Source organism: Limnobacter sp. CACIAM 66H1, assembly GCF_001601825.1.
Lineage (GTDB): Bacteria > Pseudomonadota > Gammaproteobacteria > Burkholderiales > Burkholderiaceae_B > Limnobacter.
Window position 1 is genome coordinate 1 of the sequence record NZ_LUJK01000004.1, and the last position, 20,678, is coordinate 20,678.

The window sequence follows — 20,678 nt, forward strand, 5'->3', positions numbered from 1 at the left end:
CTCAACACAGCTACATCAAAACGGAGAACCCCACCCCTTGGCAAGGCTTTTGTCAGATTAAGTCGGAACTACTGAAAATCAGGACGTCGGCCCTACCGTACGAACCCTTTAAGCTTCACAAACTCAGCATGTTCAGGCCTCACGACAAGTTAAACACGCTCGCATGTCACAAACTATCAATATCGTCTTCGCTTAATTCTCCTGATAAGGCGTTTTCAGCATGATGCAGTTCATGGCACCAATGTTGCTTACAAATTTCAAACCAGCCTGCATCCAAAACACACCGTAAGTGGTTAGCTGGTAAAGTATGATGTTGGCTAACGTATATTTCCAATCAGTATTATCGTTCCTTATACAGGAAGACAATTTCAAATGGTGTTTGCAAAAAAGTTTAGCCGCAGCGTGCTGTGGTGCCTGCCCCTGTTAAGTGCCTGCGCATACCCAGGGCAATATTTCGGAATTGACAACAAAGAGACAACCCAAGACACCGCGCCCAACGGGGTGGATTACCGCCTTACGCCCATTGATGCTATTTCAATCAAGGCGTTAGAGTCCGTCTATTTAACTAGCACACAAAACTTACCCGTTTCAACCAGCAATGATGTTGGCACCTATCAGTACAAAATAGGTGTGGGGGATTTGGTCCGAATCACAGTGTGGGATCACCCGGAGTTGACCAACCCTGCGGGAAATACCACAGGTCAACTTCAAGGCCAAGTGGTTTTACCCGACGGTACCTTTTACTTTCCGTTTTTAAACAAGGTAAGGGCTGTCGGCCGCACAACCGAAGAAATTCGCATCGAGATGACAAAAAATCTTGAGCAGTTTATTCGCAGCCCGCAGGTGGACGTCACAGTGCAGCAAGCAGGGTTTCGGTCTCAAAAATTTTATGTCAGCGGTGAAGTGGGCCAGCCCGGGTTTTTCCCGATCACCGATGTGCCCACCCGCTTAAGCGACGCGATTGCGCAGGCCCGTGGCTTAAACCGTGAAGCTGATTTAGACAACATTACCTTACAGCGAAACAATCAAACCTACGTGCTAAATGCCTACAAACTGTTGTACCAAGGTGACTTGTCGCAGAACATACTTTTGCAGGATGGCGACGTGTTAAACATTCCCGATCGCAGGCTTCGCAAAGTGTTCTTGATGGGCGAAGTAATTAAGCCTTCGTCTGTAGTTATGCCTGTAGGCAAGCTAACTTTGGCTGAAGTGTTAAGCGACGTGGGTGGCATTAACCAAAACACGGCCAACGCGCAGCAGGTGTACGTTATTCGGCAAAGAAATGCTGAGCTGGGCAATAGCGAGGTGGCGTCGCTTGACATTTTCCACTTGGACTCGACAAGCCCAACCAGTGTTTTGTACGCGGACCAATTTGAATTACAACCCCGAGACGTGGTGTATGTAGACCCAGTTAGGCTGGTACGCATTAATCGTTTGTTGGGCACCATATTGCCAAGCTTGCAGGTGTTGCCAGCGGTACGTTCCAACATTCGCGTGTTGGAAGGCGAGTAAATTGAACAAGCAGAACGACTCTATGAATATGCCTTTTGAAAATACGCGCAACGGTGGTACTTTTCAGTCCGCCGCAGCACATCCCGAGCTGGCGCAAGAATCTGGTGAAATTAACCTGCTCGACCTGTGGTACAACTTGCTCGATTTTAAGTGGGTCGCCGCTGCAATTGTTGCGGTGGCCACCGCAATTGGCCTGCTTTACGCCACGGTAGCCACGCCTATTTATTCTGCAGACGTGTTGCTGCAAGTGGAAACCAAGCAAACCGGTGGTTTGGCAGCGCTGGAAGACGTAAGCGGCGTGCTTGCTGCAGGTGGCAGCAATGTAACAGGCGAACTTGAAATTATCAAAAGCCGCACAGTGGTAGAAAGCGTGGCCCAAACATTGGGTTTGGCGCAATCTATTACTCCGCAGTATTTCCCGGTATTCGGCCAATGGCTGGCCAACCAACATGAAGCCGCTCTGGGCTTGGCTCAGCCTTTCATGGGTTTGAATCAATATGCCTGGGGTGGTGAACAATTAAAGTTGGCACAATTTAGTGTGCCAACCGAATTTACCGACCAAGCTTTTGTGGCGGTTAAAGGCGAGGGAAACACCTTCAGCTTGTACAGCCCCTTTGAGGAGCCATTGGGCCAAGGCACGGTAGGCCAACCCCTTACTTTCAAAATTGGATATGGCAGTGGCAGCATTACCATTTCTCAATTCGAAGCCAACCCGGGCATGCAAGCCAATGTGGTACGCCGGCACCCATTGAGTTTGCACAATGGTTTGGTGGCCCCACTCACGGCCGGTGAAGTGGGCCGAAACAGCAGCATGATTCGCGTAAGTTATGAAAGCCCCAACCCCGCGTTTGCAGTGCAGTTTTTGAATGAATTGGCCAATGCTTACTTGCGCCAAAACGTGGAGCGCAAGGGCCAGGAGGCCGAGCAGCAATTGGTGTTTTTGGACGAACAACTGCCCAGTATTAAAGAGCAGCTGCGCAAGGCCGAGGAGGCCTTGAATAACTTTGTGCAAAGTAAGGGTACCATCGACCCGACACTGGATACACAACGCATTTTGACCCAAGATGTGGCGCTGGAAACCAAAAAGGTAGAGCTAAACCTGGAGCGGGAAAAGCTGCTCCAACGCTTTCAACCCGGCCACCCTTTAATTCAGGCTATCGACGATCAGCTTGCACAACTGCGCAGTGTGCGTGGCGGCGTAGCAAGCCAAACTCAAGCCTTGCCTGAAGTGCAGCAAGAGTACTTGCGCCTGCGGCGCGATGTAGAGGTGAACCAGGCTTTGTATACTTCACTGCTAAACGGTGCGCAGCAATTGAAGGTGGCCAAGGCCGGTACCGTGGGTAATGTGGCTATAGTCGATTATGCCCAGCAACCCAAACGCCCGTTTAAACCTAATAAAGGCCAAGTAGTGGCTTTGGCGGTATTGGCGGGCATTTTTTTGGGTGTATTGGCCGCCCAAGCCTTGGCCATGCTACGCAGCGCTGTGCGAGACCCAAGCAAATTGGAACAAGCCACAGGTTTGTCGGTGTACTCCATTGTGCCACTTAGCCAGCAACAAACTGCTGCTGAAAAAGGCTTGCGCCGCCGTACCGACAAAGTTGGGTTACTTGCGGTTTCTGCGCCCAACGACCCTTCCATTGAAGCCTTGCGCAGCTTCCGCACGGGTTTGCAGTTTGCCACCATCGATTCGCCCAACAAGCGGGTGCTCATTACCGGCCCTGTGCCTGAAATTGGCAAGTCGTTTGTATCGGCCAACTTTGCGGCCATTATGGCCCAGGCCGGCAAGCGAGTGTTGTTGATTGATGGCGACATGCGTAAGGGCACGTTAAGCCGTTATTTCATCCAAGAAGAGCGGGGTGATGCCAAACACCCCGGCTTAAGCGATGTGGTGGCGGGTACTGTTGGCTTTGACAAAGCACTGATCAAAACTGAGTTGGAGGGCCTGCATGTGTTGGTGTCTGGCTCGGTGCCGCCCAACCCCAGCGAATTGCTGTTGCACCCCAACTTCATTGCCCTGCTTGAAAAAGCGGATGTGGAATACGACTATGTAATCATCGACAGCCCACCCGTGCTGTTGGTAAGCGATGCTTCCGTAATGGGCCAACACTGCTCCGCCACATTCATTGTGGCGCGCTACGGTGCAAGCAATGTGCGGCAGGTTAGCGACTCGCAAAAACGCCTGGCCCAAGCTGGCGTGCGGGTGAATGGCCTTATTTTCAACGGCTTTATTGCAAACAGGTCGGGCTATTATTACGGTTATGGCTATGGGTACGGATACAAGAATGCATACGGCACCTATGGCGATCCAGTGCAAGGCAAGAAGGCATAACAATGGCAACACCACTGGTAACCGTCATTTGCACTGCCAACATTTGCCGCAGCCCCATGGGCCAAGCCATATTGCAAACCAAAGCCGATGCCGCTGGTTTAAAAATAAATGTAAACAGTTGTGGCGTGCAGGCTTTGACGGGTAAGCGGCCTGACAAGCAGGCCTTGGGCGCCTTGGAGCGTGCGGGCTACTCAATTGGCGATGAAAAACGCGCCGAGCAGTTGTTGATGCCACAGGCCAATGCCGCCCAGCTAATGCTGGTGATGGAAAACCGGCACAAGCAGTGGATTATGCAAAACTTCCCAGCCTATTCGGGCAAGGTTTGGTTGATGGGGCATTGGAATGGGCAAACCGAAGTGGACGACCCCATTGGCAAAGGCCCAAGCGATTTTGACACTTGCCTGAAAGTGCTGGAACAAGATATTGACCTGTGGCTGCCCAAGCTGAAGGCAATTTTGTAGTGCATCGCAGTGTGTTTATTGCGTAAAACCCTTGATTTCAATTGGCATTGTTAAAAAATGTCATGGAAAAAAGGTGGCGCAATCAGGGTTTTTTGTTATACAGTTAAGTGAAGTTAAATTCTTTGGGGGTATTTATCATGAAAAAATTCTTGGCAATGTTGGCCATGGTGAGTTTGTCGGGCGTAGCCATTGCCCAGTCTGCAACCGGTGAAGCTGCTTCTGGTGGTCAAGCTGGCGGCGCTGGCGCTGGTGCAGGTGGTGGCGCGGGTGCCGGAGCTGGTGCTAGCGCAGGCGCAGGCGCAGCCGCTGGTGGTTTGGGCGTGGCTGGTGCCGTTGGCGTGGCCGCTGCTTTGGGTACAGTAATCGCCGTTTCTAACGACGACAACAACACCACAGGCACTACAGGTACTGTTACTCCTTAATTGAAGTAGTCTGTATCGAAAGCCCCTTCTTGTAAGGGGCTTTTTTATTGATACGCTAGGCACAAGCTGTGCAAATTTACACGCTTTAAAAGTTTTATTTTTCTGGATTAAACCCACATGCGGAATTGGCTTAAGTATGGGCCCGGCTGGCGGCTGTGCGCTCAATCGTTTTTGTGCGCCATGGCTGTGTTGGTATTGCCTGCCTGCACTGGCCTGAACCAAGCCGCGCTGAATAGCCTGCAAGCCGCATACCAAGGCCCCAACCGAAACTTTGAGGCGGTACCCCGCAACCCCGCTTACCAATACATGCAGGTGGAAGTGCCCGGCGCGGCATCGCTAACTGTGCTGGGCTATGTGTACCCCAACAATGTGCAGGTGTGGTACGCCGCGAAGGGTGAGGTGGTGCGCTTGCAAGGCAACCGGCTACTGGACACAACTGGTTTGAATGTGAACTTGGCCAATGTGCAATACACGCAAGGTGCACAGGCGCAGCAAACCAATGCCAGGTTTGATGTGCCCGAGCTGGGTTTGTTCAATGTTCAAGCCACGCTGCAATTGCAAGCCACCCAGCCACCCAAAAGCAATTTGGCTAAACGTGCCAGTGAGCAGGCCAACGCGGGAAAGGGTTTGTATTGGTACACCGAGACAGTGGCTGGCCCCTTGCCTGCCGCACTTGAAAACCTGCCGCCCGCCATTTACGGTTTTGCGCATCCCTTGTCCGAAGGTACCAATGCAAGCCAATTGCCGCTTGCTGTGTATGGCAAGCAATGCCTTGCCCCCACGTATTGCCTGGAATGGCACCGCCAATGAAATTGAAACGCAAACCCCTGGTGTTGGCCATTTGGGCCACTTTACTCAACTTACCGTTGGTACCCGCTGCGCATGCAGCAGGAACAGCGACAACATCCCTGCAAGCTGCACCGCAAGGCACAGAGCGCCTGTCGGCCCTGCTGGTTCGCCAAGGCTGGTTACCCGGTGTATTGCCCCCCGAATACCGGCTAAGCAGCCTCTTGGTGCTTGCCCCTGCAAGCGCTGATGCCATAGAGCAACAAATGGCCCGCGACAGAGCCATTCAGGCCCTGCGTTTGGCCAACCGCAACAACCCGGCATTGCAGCAGGTGTTGCAACGTGTGGGCGCCATGCCGGTGAATGGCCGCTTGAAGCTTGAAAGCACGGACGCCAATTACCTGGAGGCACGCCCCGAATTCGACCCCGTGTTGAAAAGCACCTACACCGTGGTGCTGCCCCTGGCCTCGAACACGGTGACCGTGCTGAGCGACCTTGGCACCTGTGTGGTTCCGCACCAGGCCACCGCACCTGCCAAGGCCTATATTGAAGCCTGTATTGGCAAGCAAAGCGCCTGGAAAAGCTGGCTGGGTGTAGACACCCCCGTGGACTGGGCCTGGGCTGCGCACCCCAATGGCACTGTGGAAAAGCTGGCCGTGAATGGTTGGAACCAACAACCCCAGGGTGGCCCAGCGCCCGGCAGTTGGCTTTGGGCACCCAGCCGCAAAGTAGAAGGCGAGCATAAACAGCATGACACCATTGCCGGTTTTTTGGCCACGCAGGGTGAGTTTGTGCAGCTTGTACAAACATCGGCGGCAGTCGATGTCTCCGCCGAGAATGCACCGATCCCGTTGGTGGAAAGCCGAGCTGATACCGCCTTGACACAGAAATCCTTGCTGCCTGAATTTGAGCCAGCCGATCCCAAACCGCTTGAAACCGGCGAGCCTTGGTACCTCAGCAGCAGCGACTGGGGTGTAGTAGGCCTGTTGCAAACACCCACAGCGCGCATGCGCCCGGCAGGCAGCTACAGCGCTACTTTTAGCCGTACCAGCCCTTACAGCCGCTACAGCTTTATGTTGCAGCCTTTCGATTGGATGGAGGCGGGTTTTCGCTACAACAATTTGACCAACCGGCGCTTTGGTGTTTCAACCACCAACCCTGATCAAAGTTTTAAAGACAAAAACTTTGACGTGAAATTTCGCTTGATGCAAGAAAGTGCACACCTGCCAGAATTGTCAGTCGGTTTTCGGGATGTGGCTGGTACAGGTTTGTTCAGCGGTGAATATTTGGTGGGCAGCAAGCGAGTGGGTGCAGTCGATTTCAGCTTGGGCATAGGTTGGGGCAGCTTGGGTGCAGGCGGTGGCATTACCAACCCATTCAAAGCCTTGGGTGATTCTTTCGAAACCCGCCCCAACGCCAGTTTTGGCCTTGGCGGCACCGTGGACACCAATACCTTTTTTAAAGGCCCCGCCGCCTTGTTTGGTGGTGCCCAGGTTCAATTGCCTTGGGAAGACTGGGTGTTAAAGCTGGAAGTAGAAGGCAATGATTACCAAAGCGAGCCCTTTGGCGACAACCAGGAACAGAAAACCAATGTGAATGTGGGCCTGCTGCACCGCGTAAACGACTACATGGACTTTACCCTGGGGTACGAGCGCGGCACCGAGGTAATGGTGGCCCTGAGCTTTCATGAAAAGCTGAACACCTTTGGTACACCCAAGCTAAGCGACCCGCCCAGCCCCAAAGTGAATGAAGCGGCGCCCACTGGCCCCGTGAGTTGGCCCACAGTGCTTGAGGAATTGAAGCAGCAAACCGGCTGGGTGGCCACCCAAGTGCAGGGCGACGAAGGCGAGCTGAAGCTGATTATTGATGAAGCCGATGCAGGTTACTGGCAATACACCATCGACCGTGCAACCGCTGTGCTGCACAAGCACGCGCCTGCGGAATATGCCTGGTTCAACTACGAGTACCGAGCCAAGGGCCAGAAAATCAGCCAGCACATTGTTGACCGCAACCTGTGGGTGCGCCAACGCACCACCTTGTTGCCCAACGCCTGGAGAGACATGCCCGCCACCAAGCAGCGTGAGCGTGTTAAATACCCGTACCAAACTTTGCACCTGAACCCGCAAAGCCCTTGGAACACCAGCGTAAGCGCAGGTTACCGCCAAATTTTGGGTGGGCCTGATGGCTTTATTCTTTACCAGCTTTCAGCCCTGGGCAATGTGAGCTACGAAATCACCGAGAGCACAGTGGCCAGTGGCCGTGTGCGCGCTGCGCTGTTGGACAACTTCGACAAGTTTACGTACACCGCGCCTAGCAACCTGCCGCGGGTGCGCACCTTCCAGCGCGAATACGCCACTACATCCGATTTCACCATTCCAAACCTGCAGTTAACCCATTACGGCAAACTGGGCAGTGATGTGTTTTACACCGCGTATGGCGGCTTGCTGGAAGACATGTTTGCTGGTGTGGGTGGTGAGGTGTTGTACCGCCCCATGAACAGCACGGTGGCTTTGGGCTTGGACATTAACAGCGTGAAGCAGCGTGACTTTGAGCAAGACTTTGGCCTGCGTGACTACCAGGTGAACACGGGCCACGCCACCCTGTATTGGGACACTGGCTTCGAAGACATTTTGGTGAAAACCAGTGTGGGCCAGTACCTGGCTGGCGACAAAGGCGCCACCGTGGACCTTAGCCGTGTATTCGACAACGGCGTAAAAATGGGTGCATTTTTTACCCGCACCAACGTAAGTGCTGAACAGTTTGGCGAAGGAAGTTTTGACAAAGGGGTGTATGTCACTTTGCCGTTTGACGCCTTCTTCACGCAAAGTGTGGCGGGCACGGCCAACCTGGTGTTTAACCCGCTGACGCGTGACGGTGGCGCAAAGTTGAGCCGCAGTGTTGAACTTTACGATTTCACCAATGCCCGCGACCCACGGTTGTTGACCTACCGAAACCCGGCGGCGCAATAAGCCTCATGCAAAAAGACTAGGCTTTCTGTATGATGCGTTGCAATATATTTCTGGAGTGTTTCCTCTAAGCCCTATAATTTGCAATAGGTTTGAGGTTACGCTAGCGCAATAAATTGTGGCGCTACCCCCTATTCATGGGGTGCTGTGAAGGCGGGTTTACTATTAATATTTAGCTTGAATATTTATGCAGGCTGAACCCAACGCGCCAATTTCGCTTTCAGTTGTGCGGTACTGGTGTTGTGGCCCAGCAGTTTGCTCAAGGCAAGTAAACCGTTAAACAACATATTTTTTTACTCCTGCAAATTGGTCGAATTTGTACTGATTGCAGTTTATAAAGTTGCGTAATTTTCAATGCCGGGAATAAAGGGTGTTTGTGCCCCTTAATTAAACAGCATTGGTCAAATAAGACAGGGACAGGTGCTTCATGAGTACCCCGATAAAAACACAGTCGCCCGGCTTTGGCGGGCGTGTCAGCTTGGTGTTCACTTCTCGCCTGTGGGTGTGGAGCGCATTCGCCGCATTTGTGGTTCTTGTATTGTCTGGAACCATTCACATCGCCAACCACATCAAGCTGACCGGTTCAACTACAAGCCCCATTCTATTGTTCGGTGGTTTGTTTGGGGTGAGTGTATTGGGTTGTGTGTCCGTTCTGCTGACTAAACAATGGCACGCCCGTTTTAGCCTTGACAATGACCTGAACGGGGTACAAAAGCTGCACCAGGTAGCAGTGCCCAGAATTGGTGGTTTGCCGATTTTCTTGGCTGTGGCTGCTGGTGTGGCCTGGATGGGGTTTCGCAATCACCCCCTGTTTGAGGTGAACTTGCTGCTGTTGGTGTGCGGTTTGCCTGTGTTCATGATCGGCTTTGCAGAAGACATCACCAAGAAAATTTCAGTCAAACTGCGTTTGCAGGCCACCTTTCTAGGTGGCTTTTTGGCATGTGCAGCCTTGGGCGCTGTAATTACATCGGTTAGCTTGGGGCCAGTGGACAAACTGTTGGCCTTTGCACCGGTGGCGTGGTGCTTTACTGCATTTGCGATGAGCGGTTACAGCAACGCCATTAACCTGATCGACGGTTTGAATGGTTTGGCTGCTGGCGTGGTGTGTATTTTGGCCCTGGGCTTGGGCCTGTTGGGCTTGCAGCACCAAGCCATGGACATGGCTTTGTATTCGCTGTTGCTAACCGCAGCTGTGTTGGGCTTTTGGGTGTTCAATTTCCCGGTGGGTCGCCTGTTTTTGGGCGACGGCGGCGCGTATTTTCTGGGCTTTGCCTTGGCCGTGTTGGCGGTGCTATTGCAGGCCAACTACAACGATGTAAATGCTTGGGCGGTGTTGTCGGTGTTGGCTTACCCGGTCATCGAAGTGTTGTACTCCATTTTGCGTCGCAAGCTTGTAAACGCCGACCCGGGGCAACCTGACCGATCACATTTCCATCAGTACTTTCAGCGCAGCCTGCAAATTATGGTGCGCAAGCGTGGCGGTGCGCACGGTATGTGTGTGAATTCTCAAGCCTCGCCTTTTTTGTGGTTGTTCGCCGCTGTGTCGGTGGCCATGGCGCTGTACTTTGACCATGCAGGCTTGCCTGCAATGGGTTTTGCATTGACTGCGGTGTTGTACGTGGTGTCGTATCAGGTACTAGGGCGCTACATTGCCAAGAATGCAGAGTGGGAATAACTAATAGAGGGTGTTGCACAGAATAATGGTGTTGATACCAAGTAACTTCGAATTAAGTGCGAATTAAGTGTTGAGTGTGCGTTTTTAAATAGGCTGTTTTAATGAAAAATTAAAGCGGTTATTTAGTTGCGCCTTTGAAAAATAAACATTAAAAAAGCCCTGTATTTTACGGGGCTTTTTTAGTTTGCTTAATACCTGTTCAAGCTGCAGATTTTTCCAGTTGAACAAACTGACTGGTGAAACGTTGGAATTTGTTTTGCGCGCTAGGCTTCAGGGTAAAGTCGCCGATGGTGGTGCGTAAAAATTCAGGGCTGGCTTTGCGTTGTACATGAACCAGCCGGTAAACCTTATAGCCCGCCTTGTCCAAGCCTTTATTCATGGGCCTGTGGCCGATGGCGAATGCAAACAGATCAATGTCGCTGGTGTGAAGTTTGATGTCAAACTTGTCAGTGAGCAAGCCACCGGTTGCCTTCAGGTGCAGTTCGCCTGTGGGCAGCTTTTTAAACCGCACGTTGTGCGTGATAAATTTCTCCCCATTGGCCAACAACAGCCCACTTTGTAGAATTTGCCTGCCGATTAACAGGGCCACAATTAACCCGGCCGCAATCGCAATAAGAGTCATGGCAATAACCTGGAATAATAAATGTTAAAAAATGTTTAATAGTGTTGTCAGGCATATTCTTACCCTTTGCTGTTAATTATGAAGTAGATTTTTAGAGGTGTTTGTTAAATTTTCAGTGATTTAGTCCCCATTCCGGGATTTGTCACGTATTTAGGGTACTACTAATTTTAAATTGTAAAAACAAGCCCGGCTTAAGCGCTTCAAGCCGGGCTTTTTTTACTACAACAAAGCTGGGTTTAACCAGCCTTGCGACGTACTCGCCACAACAGAAAACCAACCAGTGGCAACAGCATGGCATTCAAGCTGCCACCCCCACCGCCACCCACGCTGGCGCTACCCGGGGCCGCCGCCGGTGTTACAGCCGGTGCACCAGGGTCGCTAATGAAGCCCTCGCGTGGGTCGGTGTCACCCGCGCCATTGTCAGTCAGGGTTAGCACCACCACATTGTTGTTAAAAGTGGCACCCGCAAAGTCGGCGCAACTGCTGCCGTCTGCATTGCACTTCACATAGCTGGTGGGGCGTGCATCGGCCGGCAAGGTAATAGTTACGGTGACCGTGCTGTTGGCAGTCACATTATCAATGTTGAAGGCGAAGAAGCCGTTGGGGTATTCACGCGTGCTGGGCGCGCCCATCGGCGTGGCCACGGTGCGTAGGTTGTTCAGTGTGCCCTCGCTGCTCATGAACTCAACCGGGTTGTTGTCAACATCATCAACCATGGCGGTGGATGCACCGTCTGGCATGCGGGTGGTGACCGAGAAGTTGGTTGAAAAATCACCCACTGTCACTGTAGCCACCACGGTTTCGCCCGGCTCAGCAGAGGCAGTAACCCGCAATCGTAAAGTCTGCCCATTGCTGATGGTGCCCGCGGCCGAGGTGAATTGCGAGCCGTCGATACTGTAGGTACCACCGGTGATGCTCAGTGGCGCCGCAGCGTTCAAGCCAGCAATCGTGATGGTGTTGGATTGTGTGTCCAGCGAGGGGTTGCTGTCGGTAACTGCAGTAAAGCTGAAGGCATCGGGTGTGGTGTCGCTGGCCACGGTCACATCCACCGACTGCGTGGCGAATGGCCCGTTTTGGTTGCGGCAGGTAAGGGTGTATGTACGAGAGCCCGCGGTGGCAAAGGGCCCAACTGTTTCACTGCCATTCACGGCTTTGCTGCCAGTCCATTCACCACTTGCATCACAGGTGGTGGCGTTGGTGGTACTCCAGCTGAGCGTAGATGTTGCATTGCCCTGAAGGTTGGCGGGTGTGGCGGTGAAGTTGATGGTGGGCGTGGGTAGGGGTTGTTCGTTACTTTGAACATTCAGTGTCACCGACTGCCGCAGGTCGCCTGGGCCACACAGCAAGCCATAAGTACGGTCGCCAGCCACGGTGAATGTGCCCAGGTTTTGTTGGCCCGTGGGTGCCCGCAGGCTGCTGCCGAGATTAAATTCACTTTGGCAAGTGCCTCCTGCAGATGGGCCTATCGCATTGCTGATCCAGCGCAACACAATTTGATCGTCTGCACCTGCAACAATCGGGTTGCGGCTTAGCTGCATGTCCAGTTTCAGGGTGCCTTGCGGGCCGCCGTAGCGCAGCACATGAAGCAAGGTGGAGTCGTCGGTATCGCTTCGGTTATAAAGCACTGCGTAGTTGTTGCCGGGCAGGGTGGGGCTGATGGCCAAAGGCACAGTTTGCCAAAAGCCGTTGTTGTACACATTGGTGCCTTGGCGTATTTCACCGGCCACGCCTGCATCGCTGAAGCGATAAATGGTCCATGCGTCCTGGTTTTCCCTGCGGGTGAAAATTGCGTAATCGCCATCGGGTTCGGTGCTTAAGCCCAACAGTTCAGAACCGTTGACCAGCGCTACAGGCGATTCACTGAGCGCAGTGTTGTTGGAGTCGAAGCTGCGCATGCGCACGGCTGGGGCGCTAAATGTGCTGGTTTGGCCATCGAATGTGGCTGCTTGCCATACAGCTGTGGCGGTACCGCTGGTAGACCGATGCACAGCGAGTTGCCGAGAGCTGAAAATTCGAGCCTGAAATGTGGCCACATTCACCGTGTTTTGCTGTACGGTGCCGTTGTAACGGAACAGGGTCAATGTTTGATTGCCTGCTGGCAAACCAGTGCCGATGATGGTCACTGTACTGCCTTGGATATCAACAGCGGAGTAACGTGTGCGAGGTTCGGTATCGGTGGCGTCGGCTGAAGCAAAAGCCAAGGGTTCGGAGGCCGGGGCGCTTTTGGGCATGTAGCGGTATACCGCTTGGTTGCGTTGAATCACAGTGCCGCAATAGATCGCAGCATCGAATACCAGTGCAACATTGCCAGCAGTGTCCATATCCATGGCGGGCGCGCTGGTGCCCACTCGTCTGTCGCCACATTCGGGCAGGCCGACAACGCTGTAGGGGCGCATGCTTTGATTGTCGTACTCAATGGCCTCGGGGCTGCCATCGGCCAGAAATCGCCGGAAGTACACCACCGCATCGCGATCAAAACCCTTGGTGTAAGCCAGCGCAAAATTGGCGTCATTGTCCATCGCCACCAACACATCACGAACCTCACCAGTGCCCACTGCGTTGGCGTTAATCCGCGTGCCGTTGGCGGTGCCGTCGGCATTCAGCCTTTGCAGGTAAACAAAGCCACCTTCGGCCCAGGCCAGAATGCCGCGACCATCCGGGGCGGTGGCAATGTCGGCCGTGAAAATGCGCAACTGGTCGGGGTTTACTGGTGATATTACTGTGGGCGTTGAAAGCTGCGGGCCAGGTAATGTGTGGGCAACAAGGGGGGCAATGGTCAGCAGCATTGCTGACAATAGACGAGCGAATTTCATGGCGGTGCGGGCCTATTTAAAAATAAGTCAGATTTATGACAACATGGCGGCCCGGCTTGTTTTCGCCGGATAGTGATTGCTTTAATGATTGGAAAAATAGCAAATGATTTTGCTGTTCAACACCCCGCATTTAAAGGGTGTAAAAATACTGACTTTTTGCTGCCTTCAAGAAGGAAGGTACTCGATTCCCAATACTTTGGGCCGAGGCGGTTTGGTGTGTGCGGTGGCTTGTTCATACACAAGGTAGGCACTCAACTGGCTTTGCTGAATGTAGGGCAGCAAGTGTTGCAACAGGTCAATTTCAGCTGAAAAGTTTTTGCAGTAGGTGCGTGCAACTTCTTGCAGCACCAAAGCAAACCGGTTGCTGTTTTGCGTCAGTGTTGTGAACTGTTGCGGGTTTTGCTTGAGCACGGCGTGTAGTGCCTCGAAGCCATACAGGTGCTGATGATAAGGGGCCAGGTCAGGCCGAGGGTGTTGGACCCATTGGCCAGTGTGTAGAGCTTGATATGCCCAGCGAAGGCCGTGCAGGCGATTGTTGGGGTCGGTTTGCTTTTTGATGTGCAACAGGTTTTGAATCAGTGGCCAGGCGCTGGTGTGATGTACCAATGTATCAGCAAAGGGCCTGCGGGCTTGTGCAGTACTGGGGTTTGCAATCAGTGCGTGTTTTCCTGAAGCAAGCGTTGGCGGTGTGCGCAGCGGTGGAATGACCACGGGGTTGTCTGGGTTGGCGAAACTGAGTGAACCCAGTTGTTGACCATTGAGTTGGAGCAATTGGCTGAGCGCATCGGCCTCGGAGCTGGCACTTGCACCAAGGTGTTGAGCAAACACCGGAAACAAATCGCTTTGCTGATAAAAGTTGATGCGGGGTGGCATCAGCAAACTGACCCAGTGCTGTTGCGGATTGTTGCTGGCATAGTGAAACCAAAAGCCTGAGGGTGTTTGCCCCAACCAGCCGCAGGGTTTGCCGCCATTGAACACCTGCAGTGTTTGAATTCGTTGACGCGTTGTCACAGGGTTTTGAAATGTTCTTGTGCGCTGTTCAAGGTGGGCCATTCCACGGGCGCGGCACTGAGCCCCATGCCAAAAACCCGCAGCACAGCCATGGCTGTGGAAAAGGAAACATCTTCCCCGCGTTCAATGCGAAAAATCGTATCGCGGCTAACGCCCGCCATTTCCGCCAGCATGTGGGCCGTCATTTTCCCGCCTTTGGGGCCTGCTTGCAGGCGGTGGGTGCGAACCAGGGCGGCCAGGTCGAGTTGGTTTTTGAGAATTTCCTTGTTCAATTATTGTTCCTCAATATCAAATTGAGCTTCTCAATCGCATTGATCAGTGCCTCTAGCAATGACGATTCAATCTCAGTGAAACCTTCGTACTCTGCAAGGTTTCTTTTTTGATGCGCTGCGGCGAATATTCGCCAAATAGACGCTGGCAGACCAGCGGTACTCTCGAGTAACTGAAAAACGGTGTATTTGTTTTCTGAGCGATATCCAGCCTTGCGAAGCGCTGCCAGAGCGAGCGAGTGTGCGGCGTTGTAAGCAAGATCGAAGCGACTGTCTTTCGACAAGCTGGCGTTTTTGGAATCGTGGAGCTTACGATTTGCGGTGCTAATGAGTCCGTCAAATTCTGCTTGAATAAAAGCCTCTCGTTTTAGTTGCCCTATTTTGAGCAAATTATCAAACGGGTTGTTTTCTTTGTTCATTGATTACATCGAAGATGGAAATGGTTGGTGCGTCAAAAATTCGGCGCATAAATTCGGTGTCATTTTTTTTCTGCGAATTCTTGTGTGCGATACAGCGTGGGTTGAATGGTTCGCCCAAGTAGTTGTTCCGCAGGTTGCAGCAGGTCAAAAAGGTCATGGAAGTGAAGTTGATCGCTAACTACCATCAAATCAATGTCGCTTTTTGAATTGTCTGTTCCCTTCGCGATAGACCCGAATATGAAAGCACGGTCTATCTTGGTGGCGTGATTTTGCAGGCAGTTCGCGATTACTTCCCGTATGCCAAACGTTTTGATGATCAAGGAGCGGAGATCAGAAAAAACCGGATTCTGCCTGTTGGCCTGAAAGTGTTTTTGGTTGCCTTGTGGCGTTGAAAGAACAAGCCCGGAGGATTCCAGTTTAAGCAGCTCACGCTGCACGGCGCCTTTGCCAGCATTGGCATGTCGAACTACTTCATTGACATAGAAAGACCGTTCGGGATGCAAGAAAAGCAAGCCCAACACCTTTTGCTGTGTTTTGGAGAACAGACTATCTGATATTGAAATTGGAGTCATAATGGGTACGATAATACCTATTTTGGGTACTTATTGCAAGATTCGCCCTAAAATTCCCTCGACCTTGCCAGGATGGGTGAGTCAATATCTCTTTAAACACTCCTTGGCGATGCATCGACTTATTCCGAAAAAGTATTGTATATCCATCATATGTTGGAAATAAATAATAAATAAGCATATTCAATACTAAATTATGTGGTGCACTACTTGGAATTCAAATCTGGTTCACCTAAGCTTTCGCTTTGAATTCAATTAAAGCAAGGCACCCCTGCAATGACTAAAGTGGCGTTGATCACCGGTGTAACCGGGCAAGATGGTTCGTATTTGGCGGAATTTTTGTTGAGCAAAGGCTATGAAGTGCATGGTATTAAGCGCCGTGCATCGTTGTTCAACACCCAGCGCGTAGACCACATTTACGAAGACCCGCATGTTGAAAACGCTCGCTTTAAATTGCACTACGGCGACCTCACTGACAGCTCTAACCTGACCCGCATTATTCAGCAAGTGCAACCCGACGAGGTGTACAACCTGGGCGCGCAAAGCCATGTGGCGGTGAGTTTCGAAAGCCCGGAATACACCGCCGATGTAGATGCCATGGGCACGCTGCGTTTGCTGGAAGCGATCCGCTTTTTGGGCCTGGAAAAGAAGACCCGTTTTTACCAAGCCAGTACTTCAGAACTGTATGGTTTGGTGCAGGAAATTCCGCAAAAGGAAACCACGCCCTTTTACCCCCGCAGCCCGTATGCAGTGGCCAAAATGTACGCCTACTGGATTACGGTGAACTACCGAGAAAGCTATGGCATGTATGCCTGCAACGGCATTTTGTTTAACCACGAAAGCCCCCGCCGTGGCGAAACTTTTGTAACCCGAAAAATTACACGTGGCATGAGCAACATTGCAGTGGGCCTTGAGCAATGCCTGTACATGGGCAATATGGACGCGCTGCGCGATTGGGGCCATGCGAAAGACTACGTTGAAATGCAATGGCTAATGCTGCAACAGGACACACCTGACGATTTTGTAATTGCCACCGGTGTGCAATACAGTGTGCGCCAGTTTATTGAAATGACCGCCACTGAGTTGGGCGTAACCCTGCGCTGGGAAGGCAGTGGCGTGGATGAAAAAGGCATTGTGGTGAAAGTGCAGGGCGACAAAGCACCTGCCTTGAAAGAAGGCGATGTGGTGGTGCAGGTAGACCCGCGCTACTTCCGCCCTGCGGAAGTGGAAACCTTGTTGGGCGACCCCAGCAAAGCAAAAAACAAACTGGGTTGGACACCGAAAATTACTGTGCACGAGATGGTGAAAGAAATGGTGCAGGTAGACCTGGATGCCGCGCGCCAACATGCCCTGTTAAAGCAACACGGTTACAGCGTTGCAGTAAGCCGAGAGTAAAGGCTGCCCTTCATGCTGAACTTCAATTCAAAAATATATGTTGCGGGCCACCGGGGCATGGTGGGCAGCGCCATTGTGCGCCGCCTGAATGCTTTGGGTTACAGCAATATTGTGGTGCGCACCCACGCCGAACTTGACCTGTGCAACCAGGCTGCCGTGAATGAATTTTTCGCAGCTGAGAAGCCCGACGCCGTGGTGTTGGCCGCAGCCAAGGTAGGTGGCATACACGCCAACAACACCTACCCGGCCGAGTTTATTTTTCAGAACCTGATGATGGAATGCAATGTGGTGCATGCAGCCCATGCCAACAATTGCCAGCATTTGTTGTTTCTGGGTTCAAGCTGTATTTACCCCAAGTTGGCTGAGCAGCCGATGACAGAAACTGCGTTGCTGACAGGTACTTTGGAAAGCACCAACGAGCCCTATGCGGTGGCGAAAATTGCAGGCATTAAATTGTGCGAAAGTTACAACCGCCAGTATGGTCGCAACTATCGCAGTGTAATGCCCACCAATTTGTACGGTGAGAATGACAACTTTCACCCCGAGAACAGCCATGTGATACCGGCGATGATGCGCCGTTTTCATGAAGCCAAATTGCGGGGTGACGCCGAGGTGGTGGTGTGGGGTACAGGTACGCCCATGCGTGAATTTTTGTATGTCGACGACATGGCCGCAGCCAGTGTGCATGTGTTGTTGCTGGATGAGCAAACCTACAAAGCCAATACACAGCCCATGCTCAGCCACATCAATGTGGGTACTGGTGTGGATTGCACCATTCGTGAACTGGCAGAAACCATGCAGCGCGTGGTGGGCTTTGAAGGCAAGTTGGTGTTTGATACCACCAAGCCCGATGGTACCCCGCGCAAGTTGATGAACGTGGACCGTTTGAAAAGTTTGGGTTGGCAATACAGCATTAACCTGGAAGCTGGGTTGAAGAAAACCTATGCCTGGTTTTTGAACAATGTTGAAGGTTTGCGAGAAGCCTGATGGTGTGGTGGAACCCGCAGCAATGGGCTGAAGTGGTTGAACGCACGCCATTGGTTTCAATTGACCTTGTTGTAACCAATGCGCGCAGTGAAGTGTTACTGGGTTGGCGAAACAACAAACCCGCGCAACACTGCTGGTTTGTGCCCGGCGGCGTGGTGCGCAAAGGTGAAACATTGCAGCAGGCCTTTGAGCGCTTGTTGTGGGTTGAGCTGGGAGTGCAGGTGAAACTTGCCCGAACCGGTTTTTTTGCGGGTGTGTACGAACACCATTACCCCGACAACTTTGCGGGTACTGAAGGTGTTGGCACGCACTATGTGGTGTTGGCCCACCGCTTGAATGCCGAGCAGCATTTGCCGGCCTTGAGTGATTTGAATGGTCTGCCTAAAGACCAGCACAACAATTATCAATGGATGCACGTGGCCGAGTTGTTGAGTAATCCGCAAGTGCATGACCACACGAAAGCATATTTTCAGGAACAGGCAAAATAATGAGTAACAGCGCCATGAGTAACAGCACCATAAGCAACAGCACTCGAGTAATTCCCGTCATTCTGTGCGGCGGCGCAGGCACGCGCTTGTGGCCCTTGTCCCGCAAAAATTTTCCAAAGCCTTTTTTGAAGGTGGGTGCTGAAAGCCTGATTGCACAAACCGTACGGCGTGCTGCTTCTGTTGCAAAAGCTGCTGAATCGAGCGATGTGTTGTTGGTGAGCAATGAGAGCTATCAATTCCTGCTGCAAGATGAATGCATGCCTGTGTTGAAAAGCGAGGGTGGCAACATGGCCCTGCACCAGTTGCTGGAGCCACAGGGTCGCAACACTGCACCTGCAATTGCACTGGCTGCACAGTGGGTGCAGGCTCGTTACCCCGGTGAAAACCCGGTGTTGTTGGTGCTGCCCGCTGATCATTTAATTAACCCTGTTGCTGAGTTTGTGCGTGTGGCGCAGCAAGCTGTGGCCGCTGCACGCAAGGGCTGGCTCACTTGTTTTGGTATTACGCCCAGCACACCCGAGACTGGTTTTGGTTACATTCAGCAAGGTACGCCTGTCGACGAAATCAACGGTGCATTTGCTGTGCAGCGCTTTGTTGAAAAACCAAAACTTGAAGTGGCCATGGAATATTTGGCCAGTGGCCAGTATGTGTGGAATGGCGGCATGTTTGCGCTGCGCGCAAGCGACCTGTTACAGGCGCTCGAAAACAACGAGCCCAGCGTGGCTAGCCAGGCGAGTGTTGTTTGGGCCAGTGCCAAAGAAAGCAAAAATGCCAAGGCAAGCGGCAGCGTGTTTACCTTCAACAAAGATGCATTTGCACAATTGCCCGACATCAGCATTGACTATGCAGTGATGGAAAAGGCCAGCAATGTGGCGGTGGTGGCCGCCAGTTTTCAGTGGAGCGACATTGGCAGCTGGGCGGCCCTGGCTGAACAATGCACGCCCGACACACAGGGCAACACGGTGCAGCAGGAAGGCGAAGGCCAGTTGATTTCAATTGACAGCAGCAACACCCACGTGCGCTTGGGTAACCGGGCTGTGGCCACGTTGGGTGTTGAGAACCTGTTGATTGTGGACACGCCCGACGCTTTGCTGGTGGCTGACAAAAGCCGCCATCAGGATGTGAAAAAGGTGGTTGAAACCTTGAAGGCGCAGGGCAGTGAACTGGTGAACTTTCACCCCACCGTGCACCGGCCTTGGGGCACCTACACTGTGCTTGAAGATTCCGCAGGCTACAAAATCAAACGCATTGAAGTGAAGCCGGGTGCATCGCTTAGTTTGCAAATGCATCACCACCGAAGCGAACACTGGATTGTGGTCAGTGGTACAGCCGAGGTCACCAATGGCGAGAATGTGTTTTTGGTGCGCAAGAATGAATCAACCTACATTCCCGCAGGGAATAAACACCGCCTGGTCAACCCGGGCGTAATGAACCTCGTGATGATTGAAGTGCAAAGTGGCGACTACCTCGAAGAAGACGACATTGTGCGTTTTGACGATGTGTACGGGCGGGCTTGAATTAGAATTAAAGCCACCAGGGCGAGTATTTAGGGTATTGGGCAAATATGGAACGTTTGAATGAAAGATCAGCCGATTTTCTAAAAGCCAGTCAGAGGTTAACCGAGGCTTGTGAGCGGCCTCTGGATTCGTTCATTCGAGATTCGGTGATTCAACGCTTCGAGTTTTGTTGGGAGCTGGCCTGGAAAACACTAAAATTGCGACTTGAAGAGTTGGGTATTGTGGCCCTGAACCCCCGTGATGTTTTCAAAGAGGCTTTGGTTGCGGGGTTGATACACGATGGTAACGCCTGGAGCGAGGCCCAACGAATGCGGAATTTGTCCAGCCATACTTACGACGAGAAACTGGCGGATCAGGTGTACGAGTTTGTGAAAAACCGTGGTGACACGATGTTTCAGAATTTGGCCGGTGAAGTACGGCGATGGAGTGAAAATTGA

The 20,678-nt window shown here is 52.3% G+C and carries 18 protein-coding genes; 12 read left to right on the forward strand and 6 right to left on the reverse strand.

Annotation, left to right across the window (positions count from 1 at the left end; genetic code table 11):
* Window positions 1–372: 372 nt before the first annotated feature.
* From A0129_RS01760 to A0129_RS01790, 7 genes are all read left to right on the forward strand, one after another.
* A complete protein-coding gene (locus tag A0129_RS01760; protein WP_291711866.1) occupies window positions 373–1,512 on the forward strand; it encodes a polysaccharide biosynthesis/export family protein in 1,140 nt (379 codons plus the stop codon).
* A 1-nt stretch (window position 1,513) separates the two neighbouring features.
* Window positions 1,514–3,841, forward strand: coding sequence for a polysaccharide biosynthesis tyrosine autokinase (locus A0129_RS01765; protein WP_291711868.1), 2,328 nt, complete (start codon window positions 1,514–1,516; stop codon window positions 3,839–3,841).
* A 2-nt stretch (window positions 3,842–3,843) separates the two neighbouring features.
* The gene (locus tag A0129_RS01770) at window positions 3,844–4,302 is read left to right on the forward strand and encodes a hypothetical protein (RefSeq protein WP_291711871.1); all 459 of its coding nucleotides are present in this window, start codon (window positions 3,844–3,846) and stop codon (window positions 4,300–4,302) included.
* Window positions 4,303–4,439: 137 nt separating this feature from the next.
* Window positions 4,440–4,724 carry a hypothetical protein gene (locus A0129_RS01775; RefSeq protein WP_291711874.1) on the forward strand — a complete coding sequence of 95 codons (285 nt, stop codon included), beginning with the start codon at window positions 4,440–4,442 and terminating at the stop codon, window positions 4,722–4,724.
* A gap of 117 nt (window positions 4,725–4,841) precedes the next feature.
* Entirely contained in the window at window positions 4,842–5,534 is a 693-nt protein-coding gene (locus tag A0129_RS01780; protein WP_291711877.1) for a hypothetical protein, read from the forward strand.
* Entirely contained in the window at window positions 5,531–8,479 is a 2,949-nt protein-coding gene (locus A0129_RS01785; protein WP_291711879.1) for a YjbH domain-containing protein, read from the forward strand. The genes A0129_RS01780 and A0129_RS01785 overlap by 4 nt, the downstream gene beginning before the upstream one ends.
* Before the next feature lie 424 nt (window positions 8,480–8,903).
* Window positions 8,904–10,151, forward strand: a complete 1,248-nt coding sequence (locus A0129_RS01790; protein WP_291711881.1) for a glycosyltransferase — start codon at window positions 8,904–8,906, stop codon at window positions 10,149–10,151.
* Between the two features lie 199 nt (window positions 10,152–10,350).
* Here A0129_RS01790 and A0129_RS01795 read toward each other — a convergent pair whose 3' ends face one another.
* The 6 genes from A0129_RS01795 to A0129_RS01820 all read right to left on the reverse strand — a co-directional run bounded on the left by A0129_RS01795 (window position 10,351) and on the right by A0129_RS01820 (window position 15,797).
* On the reverse strand, window positions 10,351–10,773 hold the full coding sequence (locus A0129_RS01795) for a hypothetical protein (protein ID WP_291711884.1): 423 nt from the start codon (window positions 10,771–10,773) through the stop codon (window positions 10,351–10,353).
* A 236-nt stretch (window positions 10,774–11,009) separates the two neighbouring features.
* Window positions 11,010–13,586: a choice-of-anchor U domain-containing protein gene (locus tag A0129_RS01800; RefSeq protein WP_291711888.1), complete on the reverse strand. Its 2,577-nt coding sequence runs from the start codon at window positions 13,584–13,586 to the stop codon at window positions 11,010–11,012.
* Between the two features lie 165 nt (window positions 13,587–13,751).
* Complete coding sequence (locus tag A0129_RS01805; RefSeq protein WP_291711890.1) at window positions 13,752–14,597, reverse strand: hypothetical protein; 846 nt, start codon at window positions 14,595–14,597, stop codon at window positions 13,752–13,754.
* Entirely contained in the window at window positions 14,594–14,869 is a 276-nt protein-coding gene (locus tag A0129_RS01810) for a helix-turn-helix domain-containing protein (RefSeq protein ID WP_291711893.1), read from the reverse strand. Before A0129_RS01810 ends, A0129_RS01805 begins: the two co-directional genes overlap by 4 nt.
* Window positions 14,866–15,285, reverse strand: coding sequence for a hypothetical protein (locus A0129_RS01815; RefSeq protein WP_291711897.1), 420 nt, complete (start codon window positions 15,283–15,285; stop codon window positions 14,866–14,868). The genes A0129_RS01810 and A0129_RS01815 overlap by 4 nt, the downstream gene beginning before the upstream one ends.
* A gap of 59 nt (window positions 15,286–15,344) precedes the next feature.
* Window positions 15,345–15,797, reverse strand: coding sequence for a nucleotidyltransferase domain-containing protein (locus A0129_RS01820; RefSeq protein ID WP_291711899.1), 453 nt, complete (start codon window positions 15,795–15,797; stop codon window positions 15,345–15,347).
* A 333-nt stretch (window positions 15,798–16,130) separates the two neighbouring features.
* Here A0129_RS01820 and gmd point away from each other — a divergent pair, with 333 nt between their 5' ends.
* Genes gmd through A0129_RS01845 form a run of 5 tightly spaced genes read left to right on the forward strand, consistent with a single transcriptional unit; the run spans window position 16,131 to window position 20,678 of the window.
* Entirely contained in the window at window positions 16,131–17,249 is a 1,119-nt protein-coding gene (gene gmd / locus A0129_RS01825) for a GDP-mannose 4,6-dehydratase (protein ID WP_291711902.1), read from the forward strand.
* 12 nt (window positions 17,250–17,261) lie between these two features.
* Window positions 17,262–18,236: a GDP-L-fucose synthase gene (locus A0129_RS01830; RefSeq protein WP_291711905.1), complete on the forward strand. Its 975-nt coding sequence runs from the start codon at window positions 17,262–17,264 to the stop codon at window positions 18,234–18,236.
* The gene (locus A0129_RS01835; RefSeq protein WP_291711908.1) at window positions 18,236–18,724 is read left to right on the forward strand and encodes a GDP-mannose mannosyl hydrolase; all 489 of its coding nucleotides are present in this window, start codon (window positions 18,236–18,238) and stop codon (window positions 18,722–18,724) included. The genes A0129_RS01830 and A0129_RS01835 overlap by 1 nt, the downstream gene beginning before the upstream one ends.
* A 14-nt stretch (window positions 18,725–18,738) precedes the next feature.
* Window positions 18,739–20,241, forward strand: a complete 1,503-nt coding sequence (locus A0129_RS01840) for a mannose-1-phosphate guanylyltransferase/mannose-6-phosphate isomerase (RefSeq protein ID WP_291711910.1) — start codon at window positions 18,739–18,741, stop codon at window positions 20,239–20,241.
* A 47-nt stretch (window positions 20,242–20,288) separates the two neighbouring features.
* Window positions 20,289–20,678, forward strand: coding sequence for an HI0074 family nucleotidyltransferase substrate-binding subunit (locus A0129_RS01845; RefSeq protein ID WP_105027438.1), 390 nt, complete (start codon window positions 20,289–20,291; stop codon window positions 20,676–20,678).